The 15298-nt window shown below is 37.0% G+C and carries 14 protein-coding genes and 1 other RNA gene; 2 read left to right on the top strand and 13 right to left on the bottom strand.

Annotation, left to right across the window (positions count from 1 at the left end; all coding sequences use genetic code 11):
• Positions 1 to 249: 249 nt before the first annotated feature.
• The gene (locus tag AC3B7A_RS06660; RefSeq protein WP_489755344.1) at positions 250 to 1470 is read right to left on the bottom strand and encodes a NupC/NupG family nucleoside CNT transporter; all 1221 of its coding nucleotides are present in this window, start codon (positions 1468 to 1470) and stop codon (positions 250 to 252) included.
• Positions 1471 to 1770: 300 nt separating this feature from the next.
• On the opposite strand from AC3B7A_RS06660, the gene AC3B7A_RS06655 reads away from it, so the two are divergent.
• The gene (locus AC3B7A_RS06655; protein WP_489755343.1) at positions 1771 to 2421 is read left to right on the top strand and encodes an HD domain-containing protein; all 651 of its coding nucleotides are present in this window, start codon (positions 1771 to 1773) and stop codon (positions 2419 to 2421) included.
• A 1-nt stretch (position 2422) separates the two neighbouring features.
• Here the strand turns inward: AC3B7A_RS06655 and AC3B7A_RS06650 are convergent, their stop codons facing one another.
• The 12 genes from AC3B7A_RS06650 to AC3B7A_RS06595 all read right to left on the bottom strand — a co-directional run bounded on the left by AC3B7A_RS06650 (position 2423) and on the right by AC3B7A_RS06595 (position 11275).
• The gene (locus AC3B7A_RS06650) at positions 2423 to 3280 is read right to left on the bottom strand and encodes an alpha/beta hydrolase (protein WP_489755342.1); all 858 of its coding nucleotides are present in this window, start codon (positions 3278 to 3280) and stop codon (positions 2423 to 2425) included.
• Between the two features lie 166 nt (positions 3281 to 3446).
• On the bottom strand, positions 3447 to 4178 hold the full coding sequence (locus AC3B7A_RS06645) for an acyl-[acyl-carrier-protein] thioesterase (RefSeq protein ID WP_489755341.1): 732 nt from the start codon (positions 4176 to 4178) through the stop codon (positions 3447 to 3449).
• Between the two features lie 5 nt (positions 4179 to 4183).
• Entirely contained in the window at positions 4184 to 5053 is an 870-nt protein-coding gene (rsmI, locus tag AC3B7A_RS06640) for a 16S rRNA (cytidine(1402)-2'-O)-methyltransferase (RefSeq protein WP_489756561.1), read from the bottom strand.
• Positions 5053 to 5382 (bottom strand): DNA replication initiation control protein YabA, encoded by a 330-nt coding sequence (locus AC3B7A_RS06635; RefSeq protein WP_489755340.1) that lies wholly within the window; start codon positions 5380 to 5382, stop codon positions 5053 to 5055. The genes rsmI and AC3B7A_RS06635 overlap by 1 nt, the downstream gene beginning before the upstream one ends.
• Before the next feature lie 12 nt (positions 5383 to 5394).
• The gene (locus AC3B7A_RS06630) at positions 5395 to 6324 is read right to left on the bottom strand and encodes a hypothetical protein (protein ID WP_489755339.1); all 930 of its coding nucleotides are present in this window, start codon (positions 6322 to 6324) and stop codon (positions 5395 to 5397) included.
• Entirely contained in the window at positions 6324 to 6650 is a 327-nt protein-coding gene (locus AC3B7A_RS06625; RefSeq protein WP_489755338.1) for a cyclic-di-AMP receptor, read from the bottom strand. Before AC3B7A_RS06625 ends, AC3B7A_RS06630 begins: the two co-directional genes overlap by 1 nt.
• 2 nt (positions 6651 to 6652) lie before the next feature.
• On the bottom strand, positions 6653 to 7291 hold the full coding sequence (gene tmk / locus AC3B7A_RS06620; protein WP_489755337.1) for a dTMP kinase: 639 nt from the start codon (positions 7289 to 7291) through the stop codon (positions 6653 to 6655).
• A gap of 150 nt (positions 7292 to 7441) precedes the next feature.
• On the bottom strand, positions 7442 to 8041 hold the full coding sequence (gene recR / locus AC3B7A_RS06615) for a recombination mediator RecR (protein WP_489755336.1): 600 nt from the start codon (positions 8039 to 8041) through the stop codon (positions 7442 to 7444).
• 12 nt (positions 8042 to 8053) lie between these two features.
• Positions 8054 to 9772: a DNA polymerase III subunit gamma/tau gene (gene dnaX / locus AC3B7A_RS06610; protein ID WP_489755335.1), complete on the bottom strand. Its 1719-nt coding sequence runs from the start codon at positions 9770 to 9772 to the stop codon at positions 8054 to 8056.
• Between the two features lie 166 nt (positions 9773 to 9938).
• An RNA gene (gene ffs, locus AC3B7A_RS06605) (signal recognition particle sRNA small type) lies at positions 9939 to 10026 on the bottom strand.
• Between the two features lie 159 nt (positions 10027 to 10185).
• The gene (gene tadA / locus AC3B7A_RS06600) at positions 10186 to 10629 is read right to left on the bottom strand and encodes a tRNA adenosine(34) deaminase TadA (RefSeq protein WP_489756560.1); all 444 of its coding nucleotides are present in this window, start codon (positions 10627 to 10629) and stop codon (positions 10186 to 10188) included.
• A 34-nt stretch (positions 10630 to 10663) separates the two neighbouring features.
• Complete coding sequence (locus tag AC3B7A_RS06595) at positions 10664 to 11275, bottom strand: class I SAM-dependent methyltransferase (protein WP_489755334.1); 612 nt, start codon at positions 11273 to 11275, stop codon at positions 10664 to 10666.
• A gap of 649 nt (positions 11276 to 11924) precedes the next feature.
• On the opposite strand from AC3B7A_RS06595, the gene AC3B7A_RS06590 reads away from it, so the two are divergent.
• Entirely contained in the window at positions 11925 to 15239 is a 3315-nt protein-coding gene (locus AC3B7A_RS06590; RefSeq protein WP_489755333.1) for a hypothetical protein, read from the top strand.
• The last annotated feature ends 59 nt before the right edge of the window (positions 15240 to 15298 follow it).

The following is a 15298-nucleotide window of genomic DNA, read 5'->3' as shown; positions in this document are numbered from 1 at the left end:
AATTTTGAATTTAAGCTTTTGAAATCACACACAAATTCTTTTTATTAGAAATAAAAGTTACTCAATTAAATAAAAATCAATGTTCATTCTTGATTAAATTATCAATATTTTTGCTCAAATTAATATTTGGTGACTACTATTTTTTATGTATAAAAAAGGTTGGGCAATCAGAATCATAATTTTTTTCTGATTGTGTTCCAAGAAAACAACCGTTTCTTGTTGTCCCAACCTCTCAACTAATCTTTTAACTTACCACACAAATAAACCAACCGTGGCCGCTGACATTAACGAAACTAGAATTCCTGATATTAGTAAATAACTAATATTTTTAGCAATGTAATTATTTTTCTCTCGGTCAATCAAGTCCTTGAAAGCACCAATGATCATGCCAATCGTTGAAAAGTTAGCAAATGAAGTTAAAAAGACCGTTAAAATGGCTTGATAATGCGGAGTAAAATGATGAATCGTCTTGGTAACTTCACCCATTACCACAAATTCATTCGTGACCAACTTAGTTCCCATATACTGAGCAAATTGGAACGCATCCTGGACATTGAGTCCCATTAACCAAGCAAAAGGAAACATCACAATTCCCAATAAATGCTCTAAGCTGAGCCACGGATTAATAATGCCTAAAAGCTTGTCAATCAAAGCTGCTAAAGCTACAAAAGCAATCACATTAGCCGTAATGATCAAAATCAATTTACCGGCTGCTAAAATAGAATCACCAAGAAAAGAAAAGAAGGGCTCTTTTTCGACTTTATCGCCCTTGCCCTCATCAGCTTGCTGTCCCATCTTAGCAATGGTATCCTCACTTGGAGTGACATTCACTGGATTCAAAATACTGGTTACAATAATTGCGTTAATGATGTTCACTGGAATCGCCGTTAATACAAATTGGCCAGGAACCATTTTGGTATATGCTCCGATAATGGAAGCTGTCACACAACTCATTGACATCATAGCAATGGTTAAGTTGCGTTCCCGACTCATTTGACGTAACTGAATGCCTGAGACTGCTAAGGCTTCAGTATTTCCCAAAAACATCATTTCCACAGAAAAGAATGATTCAAAACGAGGTTGCCCTGTAATTTTGGCTAAACCTTTACCAATCCATTTGATCACCCAAGGCAAAAAGCCAATATAGGTTAAAATATCAAACAGGGGCACAATTAATAAAATAGGCATCAAAACACTAATGACAAAATCCATATTTTTAACATGCACCATACTTGGTAAAGCAAAGGCAATCCCCGTATAAGCGACTTGAACCAATTGGTTAAAACCGTTTGCTGCTCCTAAAACAATTTGTCGCCCAATTTCAAAGCCTGTTAAGAACCAAGCAATCACTAAATTAATGACTACCATTACTAAAACTGAACGCCAATCAATTGCCTTCTTGTCCTTTGAAAACAAAAAAGCTACTCCAATAAAAACTAGTAAACCAATTGCGTTAACAATTAAGTACATCGCTCCTTCACTCTCCTATAATATCAGTCTAGCTATATCATTACATTTTTTTGGAGGGGAGGCAACAAACTTTACTATTATTTATTGATTAGATTTTATTAATCTAAAAAAATTGGTAGTAACTTTTTTAATTTTTATCCGTGCTAATCAAGCACTAAAGGAATTTTAAAATTAAACTTTCAAGTGGATTTTCTTAAATTATTACTGCTAAATAATTTTTCACCTTGGTTGCAATAAACTATTCAATTAAACTTATAATATAAGATAATTTTTATATTAACAATTAAAAGGAGTAATCGTATGAATTTAGATCAAATTAAAGCTTTTGCGCAGAGCACTTTGCAAGCGGATGTTAGCGGTCATGACTACTGGCACGTTCAACGCGTAGCTGATTTAGCTTTAGCTTTAAATCACCAAGATCAGGTCGCCGATTCTTTAACAGATAATTTGCTGGTGGCTGCTAGTTTATTACATGATACCGTCGATGAAAAACTCATCACTAATTTAACCAAGCAACAACAAACAGTGACTGACTTATTAAAAAATAGCGGTTTTTCTGCACTACACATCAAAGCCATCTTGCAAACTATCAATAATCTTTCCTTTTCCCATAATATCCAAGCACAACAATCTTTACCGGCATGGGGTTATTATGTTCAAGATGCTGATCGTTTAGACGCTTTAGGCGCCATCGGCATCGCCCGCGCCTTTGCTTACGGCGCTAGTCACCAACAGCCTATCTATGATCCCAATTTAAAACCCATTCAGCTGCACAATCGGCAAGAATACCGGCACCATCAAAGCACGACAATTAATCATTTCTACGAAAAATTACTAAAATTAGAAGGTCTCATGACTACACCAGCTGGTCAAAAAATTGCTCGGCAAAGAACCAAAATTATGCAGGACTTTTTACAAGAATTCTTGGCTGAGTGGAACGGCCAAAAATAATTTACCATAAGAATTGTCCAATTTTTTGGGCAACTTGTTGATTTTCGTGTAATTGACTGTGTTGACCTTGAGCGCCTTTAATTTCCAGTTCCTGATAAGACTGCGCTCGTTTTTGAACAATTGAACGCAAACTTTGCGCAGAGACGGTGGTCACATCACCATCTGAATTCGAACCATCTTCTAAGTTACCAAAAATATTCAACACTTGGGAATCTGAAGGAAAATTCAACCGGTGCTTGTACAGATAACGATAACTGTCATTTTGAAACTTCGGTTGACCATTAGCTTGCAGATAGTTGTGGTTAACTCGATCATCAATCCCAATAATCCCAGCAAAGTGTCCTGCTAAATTAACTTGGCGATGTAATTTGGGCAAATCTTTGGTGCCATGAGGTGTGACTTGATAGTACATCGTCATTAAATTGCCCATGGAATGCGTCACGGTATTATATTCTTTAATCCGATACCGCTGTTGCAGTACTATTAATAGTTGTTCAAACCACTTACTGGTCTGGCGATAATTGGAATTTTTATTATCCTGTAACACGACCTGAATTAACGGATGCTTAACCCGCGTCTGCCAATTTCCTTGTAACTCCACTTGGCCTTTGGAAGAAATTTTAGCTGTTAAAACCTTTTGGGCCTGATGATGCTTTTGCGCATAATTAATCAGATAATCAGTGGACTTAGCCCCCGCACCATAGCCAGGAAGATAAATCGTCGGAATACTTTCTGATTGATTGACACTATGTGGTTGCATAGACCGCCAAGATAAAATTGCTAATAAAATAAAGATAATTATTAAAGCTACAATCATGCCTCCACCAGGCCGCTGTGAATGCGAACTTCTTTTTTCCATTACCGTCAAATTTCCTCCATTGTCTGCATTGTAGTAGATTATGAAATAGTTAAAATTTAAACATTAGAGCAATTCATCACGTTCTTAAAAGAATGTATTTTCTTGCCCGTTTTCAAAAACCAGTTGCCCACTAATATGATTTTTAGTACTATTAGGTTCAATTATTCTATCTTTTTTGCCAAATAGCTTGTGCCTGTGCACTAACACCTGCCGGTGACTTAATTAAATGATGTGTCACTAGTTGTTCTTTTTGAACAAAACTTTGCACAATATCACCGTATTGAACTTCGCGCTCATATTTAATGTCAAATTGTTTCAACTGATAATTTAACAAAAAGTCCCAACCTAATGAATCTAGCATCCAGTTTAAATAAATTGAATTATTAACATGACCATTAACATCAATGTCAAAAAAACGGGTTCGATACGACCGCGGCGGATTGGCATAATCAACCAAATCTACACGTGGAAACTTCCAAATTGCTTTGGAATAAGGGCATGCCAACTGAGCCATAATTTCATCATTAATTGGCAACATCTTACGCGTCTTAATATCTAACATAACCCAATTGCTAGTTAATTTCACCAATGGTTCATCAGCTAATGTTTTCACAATAAAAGTACGATAACAAAAAAATTTATTGTAGCTATTAGCCTGTGTGGTAATTTTAATCTGCTCATTTAGTTGTGGCAAGCGCTCAATTTCTAAATGATATTTGGTCACTACCCAGCCCAAACCATGCTGTACCATTTGCTGAGAATCAATTTGTGCTTGGTGCAATTGATGTTCCGAAACTAATAAAATTTCATTGAAGAGGCTTGATAAATTCATTTCTTTAGTAATGTTAATATCATAAAACGGTACTTCGATTTGTTCTGTAAATTCTGGAATACTCATTATTTTTACTCCAATCCGTGATAAAGATTATAAACTTTTTGTCGCGTTAACTGCTGCTGCTGCGCAATTTGTTTAATAGCAGCATTGGGTTTTAATCCCCGATCAATTTGTTGTTTGACTAAAGCGATAATTTGATCATTTGCCAATTGCGGTTTACTAGCGGGCTGCTCTGGTTTGCCAGCAACAATAATGACGTATTCTCCTCGGGGAGTATGCTCTTGAAAATAAGTTTGAACTTCAGCTAAACTACCACGTAAAAATGATTCATGAATTTTAGTTAATTCTCGTGCTAAAACCACTTGTCTACTAGCACCTAAATTAGCGGCCAGTGTTTGAATTGTTTTTACAACACGATAAGGTGATTCATATAAAATAAAAGTTGCTGTCAATTGAGCTAGCTTTGCTAATTCTTGATGCAATTGTGACTTTTTCCGTGGTAAAAAGCCGTAAAAATAAAAGGGCTGCGGCACCAAGCCAGAAGCAATTAATGCCGTAAGTGCTGCATTGGGACCGGGCAGTGGAACAACTGGAATTTGGGCTTTGATACAAGCAGCGACCAATTCTTTTCCCGGATCACTAATTGAAGGCATTCCCGCATCGCTGACTTGGGCGATACTTTGTCCGTGCTGGAGTTTACTTAATAACTCTGGTAAGCGTTGTTGCGTGTTATGTTCGTGAAAACTAATTTGTGGGGTCTTAATTTGAAAATGATTGAGTAATTTTTGCGTATTTCTAGTATCTTCAGCGGCAATTAAATCAACCATTGCCAGCGTTTGAATCGCTCGGTTACTAAAATCCTGTAAATTACCAATCGGCGTCGGTACTAAGTATAAGCAGCCACTATTTGCTGCGGCAAAGTTTGCCACTTCTTGAATCATTTTGGCCCCCGATCTCCATAAATTACATCTAAACAAAAAGCACATTCTTCGTTATTTTTACGATGGGCTCCATACATAACTGTACAGACGTGAAAACCATCTTCGTATAATTTTTCCAAAGTCCGTCGAGCATGTGGTAATTCCGGTTCTTTTTTTAAATCCATTTCATTCAACCGATTACGCAAATGATCATTTTCAATTTTTAATTCCGCATTTTCTTCTAAAACACGAGAAATATCATCTTTCATGGTTGACAAAGCTGTTGTTAAATCTTGAGCTACCTGTTGTAACTCTGCAAATTTAGCATAATAATCTGGTTGTTTCATGATCAACTTCCTTTAAATGAGCGTCGTCGCCTGCAACGCTAATTGTTCCAAACAATTTTCAAAACTAACATTCGCATGCCACAATTGTTGGGCATGTAAAAAATCCTGTAGCACTTGCGTTACATGTCGTAATTGTACCAAATTAGTCAAATTAGCCTGTAGTTGTTGCTGTAAAAAGGTTTCTATCAAGCCTAATAATAATTCTTGTTGACTCCGATTATCAACAACAGGAACCAGCTTAGCTGCGACTTCCACAAACGCTTGCCATGGTTTTTGTAAGACTAACGGTGTCCAATTAAAAGCGACTTGTTTAAATTTGGCAAACTGGTCACCAGTTAATTCAGCAGCGATTAAATTTTCCAAATCACCCGTCACAATCAAGTCAATATCCGGCTGACTGAAACCTCTTTGCTGTAAATCTTGTTTCAAATCCAAGTCAGCATGTTCTTGTAAATTAAATGATTGCACCCGCGATAAAATTGTCGGCAAAATAACCGCTGCACTATTGGTCAATAATAAAGTTGTTATTTGTCCGCTTGGATCTTCTAAAAATTTCAATAAACTATTGGCGGCCGCCACCGTTAATTTTTGTGCTTGTTCAATTACTAATAAGCGCCGATTACTTTCGACTGCCGTTTGCTCTAATTGTTGTTTAGCTTGTCGAATATCATCGACACCCAAACTAGTTTTAGTGGTTTTAATCCGACTAATATCGGGAAAATCATTTTGCGCAATGCGCCGACAATAATCACACTTTAAACAAGGATATCCCTGATCAGCTTGCGGGCAATAAATGGCTTGCGTAAACCACAAGCCTAAAGCTTGGGTTTGCAATTGATTATTCCCAGCAAACAAATAGGCATGCGAAATCCTTTGCTTGTTAACTTGATTGGCTAATTGTGCAACTAAAGCGGACTGTTCTTGAATAATTGCAGCTGTCATTAAAAATGAACCATCTTTTCCATCGGTAAGATAAAGACGGTTGCACCGCCAACACTCACCTCAACTGGCCTTTCTGGGATTTCACCTAACATACTAGTTGCAATGGCTGTCGAAACATATTCTTGACGAGTTTTCGAATGTTCCTTGATGAGCGTCAATAATTCATCTAAGCGCCCATCTTCAATTCCGACAATAAAAGTAGAGTTGCCATTTCGCAAAAAATTACCAGTCGTTGATAGGCGTGTCGAGCGAATTTGTGCTTGATTTAACGCCTTACTTAAATTGGAATGATCTTTATCTTGAACAATAACAATTACTAATTTCATAATTAGCCCTCTTTTGTTAAAACCCTTTGAATAGCTGTTAAACTAGCAGCTACCACTTGTTCCGGCGACTTAGTAGCATCAATACGTTGAATACGTGTTGGATTAGTTTGCCACAAATGTTGATATTCTTGATAAACACGTTGATGAAAAGCCAAAGTTTCTTGTTCTAAACGATCCTCTTGCCCAGGGCGCTGATGACGAATTCTAGCTAAACCAACTTCTGGCGGAACATCAAAGTATAAAGTTAAATCTGGCAACAATCCACCAGTCGCAAAATGATTAATAGCCGCTACTTCTTCAACGCCTAACTTTCGTCCTGCACCTTGATATGCCAAGGAACTGTCAACATAACGATCGCTAATCACCAATTGATTTTTAGCCAAAGCGGGCATTACTACATCAATCAAATGCTGGCGCCGTTGGGCAGCATATAATAATGCTTCTGTTCGATCATCCATTTGCTGATTAGCTACATCTAAAATTAATTGGCGAATCTTCTCCGAAATGAAACTACCACCTGGTTCTCTGGTTAAAAGTACAGGCATCGTTGTTAATTTTGGTAGTTGCTCGATGATTGTTTTTGCTGCTGTCGACTTTCCTGAGCCATCAGGTCCTTCTAATGAAATAAATATGCCTGTCAAGCTTGCAACCTACTTTCTAATCTACTTTTAAAACTAATTGTGAATTATCGCTACTCATCTCAGCAAGAGCAATTTGGTCTAATTGTAATCCAATTTGCATGAAAAAATGCTACTATATCTCAATTTAGGATATATTGATTTTTAAACAATTCAAATTTGTTGTCGGCCTTCTACAGCACGCCTTAACGTCATTTGATCAGCATATTCAATATCTGCTCCAACTGCTAAACCATGTGCCAAACGAGTAACCTTAATTCCCGCAGGTTTAATTAATTTAGCCAAATACATAGCGGTCGCTTCACCTTCAGGTGTTGCATTGGTCGCTACAATTACTTCTTGAAATTGCGAATTTTGTTGCAGTCGTTCTAATAGATGTTTAATTTGCAAATCCTCAGGACCAATTCCGTTAACAGGTGATAAAACGCCCCCCAAAACTTGATACAATCCATTATAACTTTGCATTTTTTCCATTGCCATAATATCTTTTGGTTGTTCGACCACTAATAATTGACTTTGATCACGGTTGGTACTACTACAAATTTCACAAGGTTCTTCATCTGTAATATTTCCACAAACTTTACAATAATGTAATTGAGTTTTAACAGCTGTCAAACTTTGAGCAAATTCGGTTACATCTTCTTGATCCATACCAATGGTAAAAAACGCTAACCTAGTGGCCGTTTTTTCACCAATTCCCGGTAATTTCATATACGAATCAATTAATTTTGTAACTGGACGTGGATATTGCATACTCTAACTCCTTTAGTCGTGACTAATCTCTACTAAATCCTCACCAAATAAATCTTGAGCTTGTTTCACCAAATCAGGCGTTTTAGGCTTGCTAGTACCAGCTTGGTTATGCAGGTCATGACCCTGTAAAAAATCTTGTCGAATTTTCGGCCAATCTTTGGCCGCCACTAAAACGACATCTGCATCATTTTTTAGTAAGCGATCCAAATTATCTTTTAGCATGTCTAACATTTCTTGATTACTCATCACCCGTTCAAACCACAACGCATAGTCAAAGGAGACAACCACCCCTTGAGCACTAGCCGCTACTGGTTTAGACACTTTCATCACTGCTTTTTGGGTAACATTTAACATACTCATTAAATCCGGCCAAACTTCGCGCACTTGATTAAGGTCATCTCTTGTTGCCGCTTGTAAAATTTGATTAATTTTAGCTTGATCAACATGCACCTTCGTCTTTTTCTTGGCCACGGTGGACTTTGTTTTCAGTGGCTTAGTCATCGTTGTTCCTGCACTAGCTAAATGTTCAGGATGTTGTTTAGCCGTTTGTTGTAATTGTTCGACTTGTTGCGCTAATTTTTGAACTTGTTGTTGCAATTGCCAAAATTGCTGATCAGCGCCCTGAACACCTGTGACGGTCGGTTGTTGTAATTGTTCAATTAACTTAATTGTCAAAACTTCTAAGTGAATCGAAGGGCGATCGGCTTGTTTTAACGCTTGTTGGGTGGCTGAAACCTGCTCAATTAGATTATACAATTGATCCGTTGTGAATTTTTCCTTCAATTGTAATAATTGGTTGGATAACAATGATTGGTCTAAATTAGACAATAACTTTTCATCCGTTTTAGCCAATAATAAATCACGTCCCGTGGACATTAAGGCTTCGGTAAAACGATTAGCTGAGCGACCACTGGCCATGATTTCGTGCAAACTTTGTAACGCTTGGGCGACATTCTGCTCCGCCAAAGCCGTAAAATATTTTTCTAATTGTTGATTATCTAAAGCACCAGTAACTTCTAACGCATTTTTTAACTGCAGTTGACCCTGTCCTAAAGATAAAGCCTGGTCTAAAATACTTAAGGCATCACGCATTCCACCTTCGGCGGCCTGCGCAATTAAATTTAATGCTTGCTCATCAAAATCAATTTGTTTTTGCTCTAGGATTAATTTCATGCGTGCCAACAAATCTTGCGCCCCAATTCGCCGAAAATCAAAGCGTTGGGTTCGCGAAATAATAGTGGCCGGAACTTTTTGTGGTTCAGTCGTTGCCAAAATAAAAATCACTTTGGCCGGAGGTTCTTCTAGCGTTTTGAGTAAGGCATTAAAAGCTCCAGTCGATAACATATGAACTTCGTCAATAATATAGACCTTATATTCTGATTGTGTGGGCGCATATTTAACTTTATCACGGATATCACGAATTTGCTCAACGCCATTATTAGAAGCTGCATCAATTTCCAGAACATCATTTAAACTACCGGCCGTAATTGCTTGACAAATTTCACACTGATTACACGGTTCGCCTTCAACCTGCTGGGGACAATTAACCGCCTTTGCTAAAATTTTAGCACACGAAGTTTTTCCTGTCCCCCGGGGTCCCGTAAATAAATACGCATGACTAACTTGATGCTCACTAACTGCGTTTTTTAAAGTAGTTGTGATAACCTCTTGACCAACCACATCACTAAACTTCTGGGGCCGCCATTGCCGATATAAAGCCTGGTAAACCATCAAAAACCTCCTTTTTAAACTTGTACTACACCAATTACTTAAAAAATTTCAGTTTAATTTTTAACTGCTACTTTTAGCTGTCGTCAATCTTTTTGGTTCCACCAGCTAATTACAAAATTTATTATAATAAAAAAACTCTTAGCTAAACAGCTAAGAGTGTTAATAATCATATCAAAAGGCACATGACCGCACTTACTTAGTGCTGCTTTCTCTCGAACCTGACACGATTCATAAGCCAATCATTGCCTCCGGCCTTGCGGCAAAGATATTATATCTTAATTTCAATAAATTAACAAGTCATTTGGAGCAACTTAAAATTTTATTTAGTAGTTATTTAACATCGACAAATTATAAATTTAAGACTGGGACTACTCGTTGACGTCTTTTGGATCATCCTTATTTTCCGAATCAAACTAGCTTTTTTGACGTCGAATAGCTTGAAAAAAGTTTGTTAATAAACTAGCACATTGCGTTTTCAAAACCCCACCTTGAAAATGCGGCTGGTGATTATACGGCTGCGTAAACAAATTAACTAACGAACCAACTGAACCGGCCTTCGGATCGAAGGCTCCAAAAATCACATTGTTAATTCGACTGTTAATAATTGCGCCAGCACACATTGCACAAGGTTCCAGTGTTACAAATAAGGAACACTGTTCTAAACGCCAAGTCTTAAGCTTTTGACAAGCTGCTGCAATAGCAATCAATTCTGCATGTGCTAGAGCATCTTGTTTAATTTCCCGTTGATTATAACCGGTTGCAATCACTTGGTGACTTGTCTCATCAACTATAATTGCCCCGATGGGTACTTCAGCTTGTTTGCGTGCTTTTTGAGCAACACTAATTGCTTGTTGCATATAGTCAGCTAATTGGGCGGTGGTATATAGTTCTTCAATCGTTGGTCTTAAGACTTTCAATAATATAATATCCTTTATCTCGTTTAATAATTTGGGCGTTACCAAAGGTTTGCAACATTAATTGCTGATAAGTTTTAGCTCCTTGCTTTTTTTGGCCGACAAACCAAAACTGACCATTAACTTGTAAATGAACTTTCGCTTGCGTAATCATCTTACTTACCACTGCTTTGCCAGCCCGAAAAGGTGGATTAGTATAAATTGCCGCATAATCTTGGTTAGTCACATTTTGGTAGACATCCGATGCAAAAATATGAACATTGTCAATTTGATTAACTTGGGCATTTTGGCGAGCTAACTGTAAAGCTCGTTCATTTAAATCAACTAAGTCAACCGCACGTCCAGTTTCTTGAGCCAAGCACAACCCAATTGGTCCATAACCACAACCCAGATCTAATAAAGCTCCCGTTTTTGGTAAGTTCTTTGTTTCAATAGCCATCAATAGTGCACGCGTACCATAATCAACCGTCTTCTTGGAAAAAACTCCACTATCAGTTTGAAATTTCAAATTTTGCTTTCTCAAAGTAAAGTTAAATTCTTGGTAATCATGGTCTGCACTAGGGTTACTAGCAAAATATTGTTCTGTCAAAATTACAACCTCTTTAAAATATAAAATCATGACTGTCCAACTTCAATAATATCATGATTTCAAATAATCGTGATACCCTCCATCGGATTAAGTAACCGTAATTTTTCAATCGTCGAATATTTCAACAATTGATCGTTCAATTTTTTAACACATAATTTTAAATTTATCATACAAAAATAATTATACGATACATAATTTTTTCAGTGCACTAATTAAACCGTTATTTTTTTATTTTAATTCCTATTTTTTATCAAAAAAAATTAATAATTTTGAATATAGTTCTCAATTTTCACGTTTCTTTCCTCAAAAAAATTTCAAATTTAAGTCCACTTGGAAATCGTATACAATTAATCAATATCAAGAAAAACAATAGTTTTCAAATTGTTTCATCAATTATCAAGTTGCCGTTCTTGAAATAATTTTATTCTAAAAAAAGCGCTATATTTTTACCAAAATTTTAGGTTAAGAACGTATACATCAGACAATACGACCAATTATCTAAATTTTTAATTAGGAAAATAATTTTTATCAGTTTACCATGGCTTTTTTATATAAACATTGAAATTGACCACGTATAACTATTAGGTTATGGTTAAGGGTATTTAAACTAATTTTTTAGAATAACATAATTAAGGAATTCAAGACTAAAATGAAAAATACTAAAGCCTCAGGTTTATTCAAAACTATTTTATACATGTTGACTATGGTCATCATTTTATTAAACGCCCAGTCAGTTCATGCCACGCTTAATAGTGAGAGTGAAATTTCTCCCTTTGATCAACTCGTGCAAGAACAAGGTTTACCTTTAAGTCTTTCTTCACAGCTAAAAAGTAAACAGTTAGAAATCAATACTTTAGCCGAAGGCGTCAGTAGCTCAGATTATCAAAATTTATTGAATATGCAATCCAATTTTGATAAAGATTTAACTAGTAAATTAGCCTACAAAAGTTACCATCAATCAGTACCAACCACATCAACAACCGTTACAGTTACTAATTGGGCCGACTTTTGTCTGCAAGTTCAAAATCCACAAGTTCAAACCATTGTCCTCAATAATGATTTAGTTGCAAGTGGTCAATCCGCTCATATCACTTCCGATAAAGTCATTGACTTTAATAATTATCAAATTAACACCACTGATTGTACAATTTCTTTAGATCAAGGTACTACCACCGTTAAAGATGCTCATGTCCTTGCCAATACTACCACTTCTACAACTTATTATAGTTTTACAGCAGTCAAAGGCAATTTAGTTGTGCAAGATAGCGCCACTGCTAGTTTGGAACCTGCAGCGGATATGGATAACACAAATACAGATAGTACTATTAGTAATGGTGGTTTTTATAGTGCTGAAAATGCCAGTACTGCCGTCAAATTAACCTTTGATCACGCCAATGTTTCACAGCAAATGCCTGCCAGTCTCGTAACTGGTAGCCAAACTAGTACTAGTCCTTACGCCATCGTTTTAAATAGCACTATGGGCAGTCAATTAATGATTCAAGATAGTAAATTTCAAGTTGAAGCTAACAATTACGTTATGTTTCCCGGAATGAAAAGTAATTTAAGTATTGATAAAACTGTTAATATCACCAATTCAACCATTAACGCCGTTCAAGCTAGCAATCTTTATACAACAAACACTAACTTTTTTATCAATAGCGATAATAATAGTACTACCCAAAGAAATTACTTTGGCTTAAACTTCAGCATCACCGATCATTCGCAATTGAATGTTTTATATAACAATGCTGCTAATCTGGATGCATCTGGCGTTATTCGCATTTTCGGGGCTAATTCAACCTTTGAATTAGGAAGTGGCTCCAATCTTAATATTAAAAATATCAACGGTTCAGCTATCAGTATCTCCGGTATTAATAGTAAGTTTAACGTCACAGGTGTGGATAATGACCAAACCACTAGCCTAGACGCCACCCGTGGTACTGGTGGTGGAGGCAATTCCACCAACCCGGCGTTGCGTTTTATCTGGACGGGTGGAATGTTATTTGACATCCAAGGTAATGCCAAGGTCAATGTTAATCAAAACGTGCGTGATTCTGATGCCCCTGGAATTCGCATGTATGGTACAGGTAATAAAATTTCCGTTTCTCAAGGAGCCGAATTTAACCTTCACAATAATTCTGCTTATGCAGCTCCTAACAGCGGTGAAAGTGGTGGTCAGGGCATTCTTTACCGCGATAATCGTGCTGACGGAACAGTTGACCCTTACAATTCTTTTGTTTTAAAGGATCCCAATTCACAGGTATTAGTTGACGCTAATAATGGTGCTGCCATTATGACTAATGCTACCCCACTAAAAATTGATGCTGGCGACTCAACGAACGATAAAATCTCGTTCGTAGCTCGGGGTAATTACCCTAAAAATGCCATTTTTTCTGCTAGTTCCAATTTGAATTTCAGTATGCCATATCCCCGTTATTTTGACTTTCAAAATAAAGCACCAATTAATACTGCCAGTTATTTATTTAGTGGGACCGTTAAAGGCAGTACTTTTGCTCATAACGCGCTACCGTTACAAGTTTGGGACAGTAGTAGTGACGTCAATAGTAATCCCTCAGCCAGTTGGCAACACGTCGGTGCTAATTATCAATCAGTCTCTAATTTATTTGATACCATTTCTCCTAGTCCTGATAGTGATGCCACCGAAGCTACGTATTTTAAATCCTATTTGGAAAGGCCACTGGCGGGTTCTAAAGCACCTGGTTTAAATAAAATTATCCGGATGACCGCTAATGTCATGCCTGCGAAAGTTAATTGGTTACAAGACGCCAACCATCAATTAATTAGCCCCGCCAATACTGATAAATATATTTGGCTCCAAGCTAAAGTTCCTGCTGAAAATCATGCGTTACGACCTGGCTTAGATCAAGAAATTAACGTTGACTTACAACTAACTTTTCCAGATGGTTCAACCAAAGAAGTCCATGGCTTTTCTGCCAATCAGGAACAATATTATGATAAGCAATCTTTGAGCGGTGCCGTCAAAATTGCCGTCCCTGACGCCAAACTATTAACCACCGGTACTAAAATCAAAATTTTACGTGTCTGGCGCAATGGAACCTACGAAAATGGTAATTTTAGTACCAGTGCAATTGTTTCTCAACCTAAAGAAGATTACGACGATACCGATCAAGTAGTAGTGAACAAGACGCCACCAGCCCCAGCAAAAGTCTTTAATGCCAAATCGACTTTAAGTAGTCAAGGCTCTACTACACCACTCACTTCGATTGTCCCTTCAACTCATAGCCTATCCGGTACCGGTGCTAGTAATGCTCAGGTTTCTTGGCGCATTATTCATGCTGACGGTTCTACCTACGATTCCAAGCCAACGGAAAATACTACGGTCGGTTCTGATGGTAAGTGGACCTTAGACCAAGTTCATGGCTTAGTTGCCGAGGATCAATTGCAGGTTATTTTAACAGACGCCGAACAAAATTCGAATCCACAAACTACTACCATTTATCATGACACTTCTTTTCCTGCCGCCACAACTTTAACGGTTAAAGGAGATTTGACTTTACAAGTCCCACAAAGTTTAGACTTTGGTTCTCATTTTTCCAATGATAGACGTAATTTTCCTATCGCTAATTTGACCGGCAATTTAGCAGTAACTGACACTTATCATCAAGAAAACAGTTGGTCCATTACCACTCAGTTAACTAATCAGCCTGGTGATGATTTAGGGACGGGAAATTTACCTTTGTACTATGGCAATGCCGGAAGTAGTATTCAAATTACAAATATTCCTGTAAAAATTTTTCAAAATAATCAACCCAATATCGTTGATAATATCTTTAATATTTCCGATAGTTGGACTAATAGTCATCAATCTAGTAGTACGTTACCTCAAGGTCCTTTTGTCAAAAATATCACTGCCAATAATACAATGCCCATTAAAAATCATAATGGTCAGATAACCTGGTCCTTAACTAATAGTCTAGAATAAGCCCTTCCCTATCAAAACTAAAAAAGCATTGAAATCTCATAATTCAAGGTTTCAATGCT

The organism is Bombilactobacillus sp. ESL1202, assembly GCF_058107125.1.
This window is presented reverse-complemented; position numbering and strand designations above follow the sequence as displayed.

Excerpts from the sequence above, each read along its gene's own strand:
- dnaX (WP_489755335.1), bottom strand. The coding sequence starts at position 9,772 with ATGGTTTACCAGGCTTTATATCGGCAATGGCGGCCCCAGAAGTTTAGT.
- tadA (WP_489756560.1), bottom strand. The coding sequence starts at position 10,629 with ATGCAACAAGCAATTAGTGTTGCTCAAAAAGCACGCAAACAAGCTGAA.
- AC3B7A_RS06650 (WP_489755342.1), bottom strand. The coding sequence starts at position 3,280 with ATGGAAAAAAGAAGTTCGCATTCACAGCGGCCTGGTGGAGGCATGATT.
- AC3B7A_RS06625 (WP_489755338.1), bottom strand. The coding sequence starts at position 6,650 with ATGAAATTAGTAATTGTTATTGTTCAAGATAAAGATCATTCCAATTTA.
- AC3B7A_RS06645 (WP_489755341.1), bottom strand. The coding sequence starts at position 4,178 with ATGAGTATTCCAGAATTTACAGAACAAATCGAAGTACCGTTTTATGAT.
- AC3B7A_RS06630 (WP_489755339.1), bottom strand. The coding sequence starts at position 6,324 with ATGACAGCTGCAATTATTCAAGAACAGTCCGCTTTAGTTGCACAATTA.
- AC3B7A_RS06635 (WP_489755340.1), bottom strand. The coding sequence starts at position 5,382 with ATGAAACAACCAGATTATTATGCTAAATTTGCAGAGTTACAACAGGTA.
- recR (WP_489755336.1), bottom strand. The coding sequence starts at position 8,041 with ATGCAATATCCACGTCCAGTTACAAAATTAATTGATTCGTATATGAAA.
- AC3B7A_RS06655 (WP_489755343.1), top strand. The coding sequence starts at position 1,771 with ATGAATTTAGATCAAATTAAAGCTTTTGCGCAGAGCACTTTGCAAGCG.
- AC3B7A_RS06660 (WP_489755344.1), bottom strand. The coding sequence starts at position 1,470 with ATGTACTTAATTGTTAACGCAATTGGTTTACTAGTTTTTATTGGAGTA.
- AC3B7A_RS06590 (WP_489755333.1), top strand. The coding sequence starts at position 11,925 with ATGAAAAATACTAAAGCCTCAGGTTTATTCAAAACTATTTTATACATG.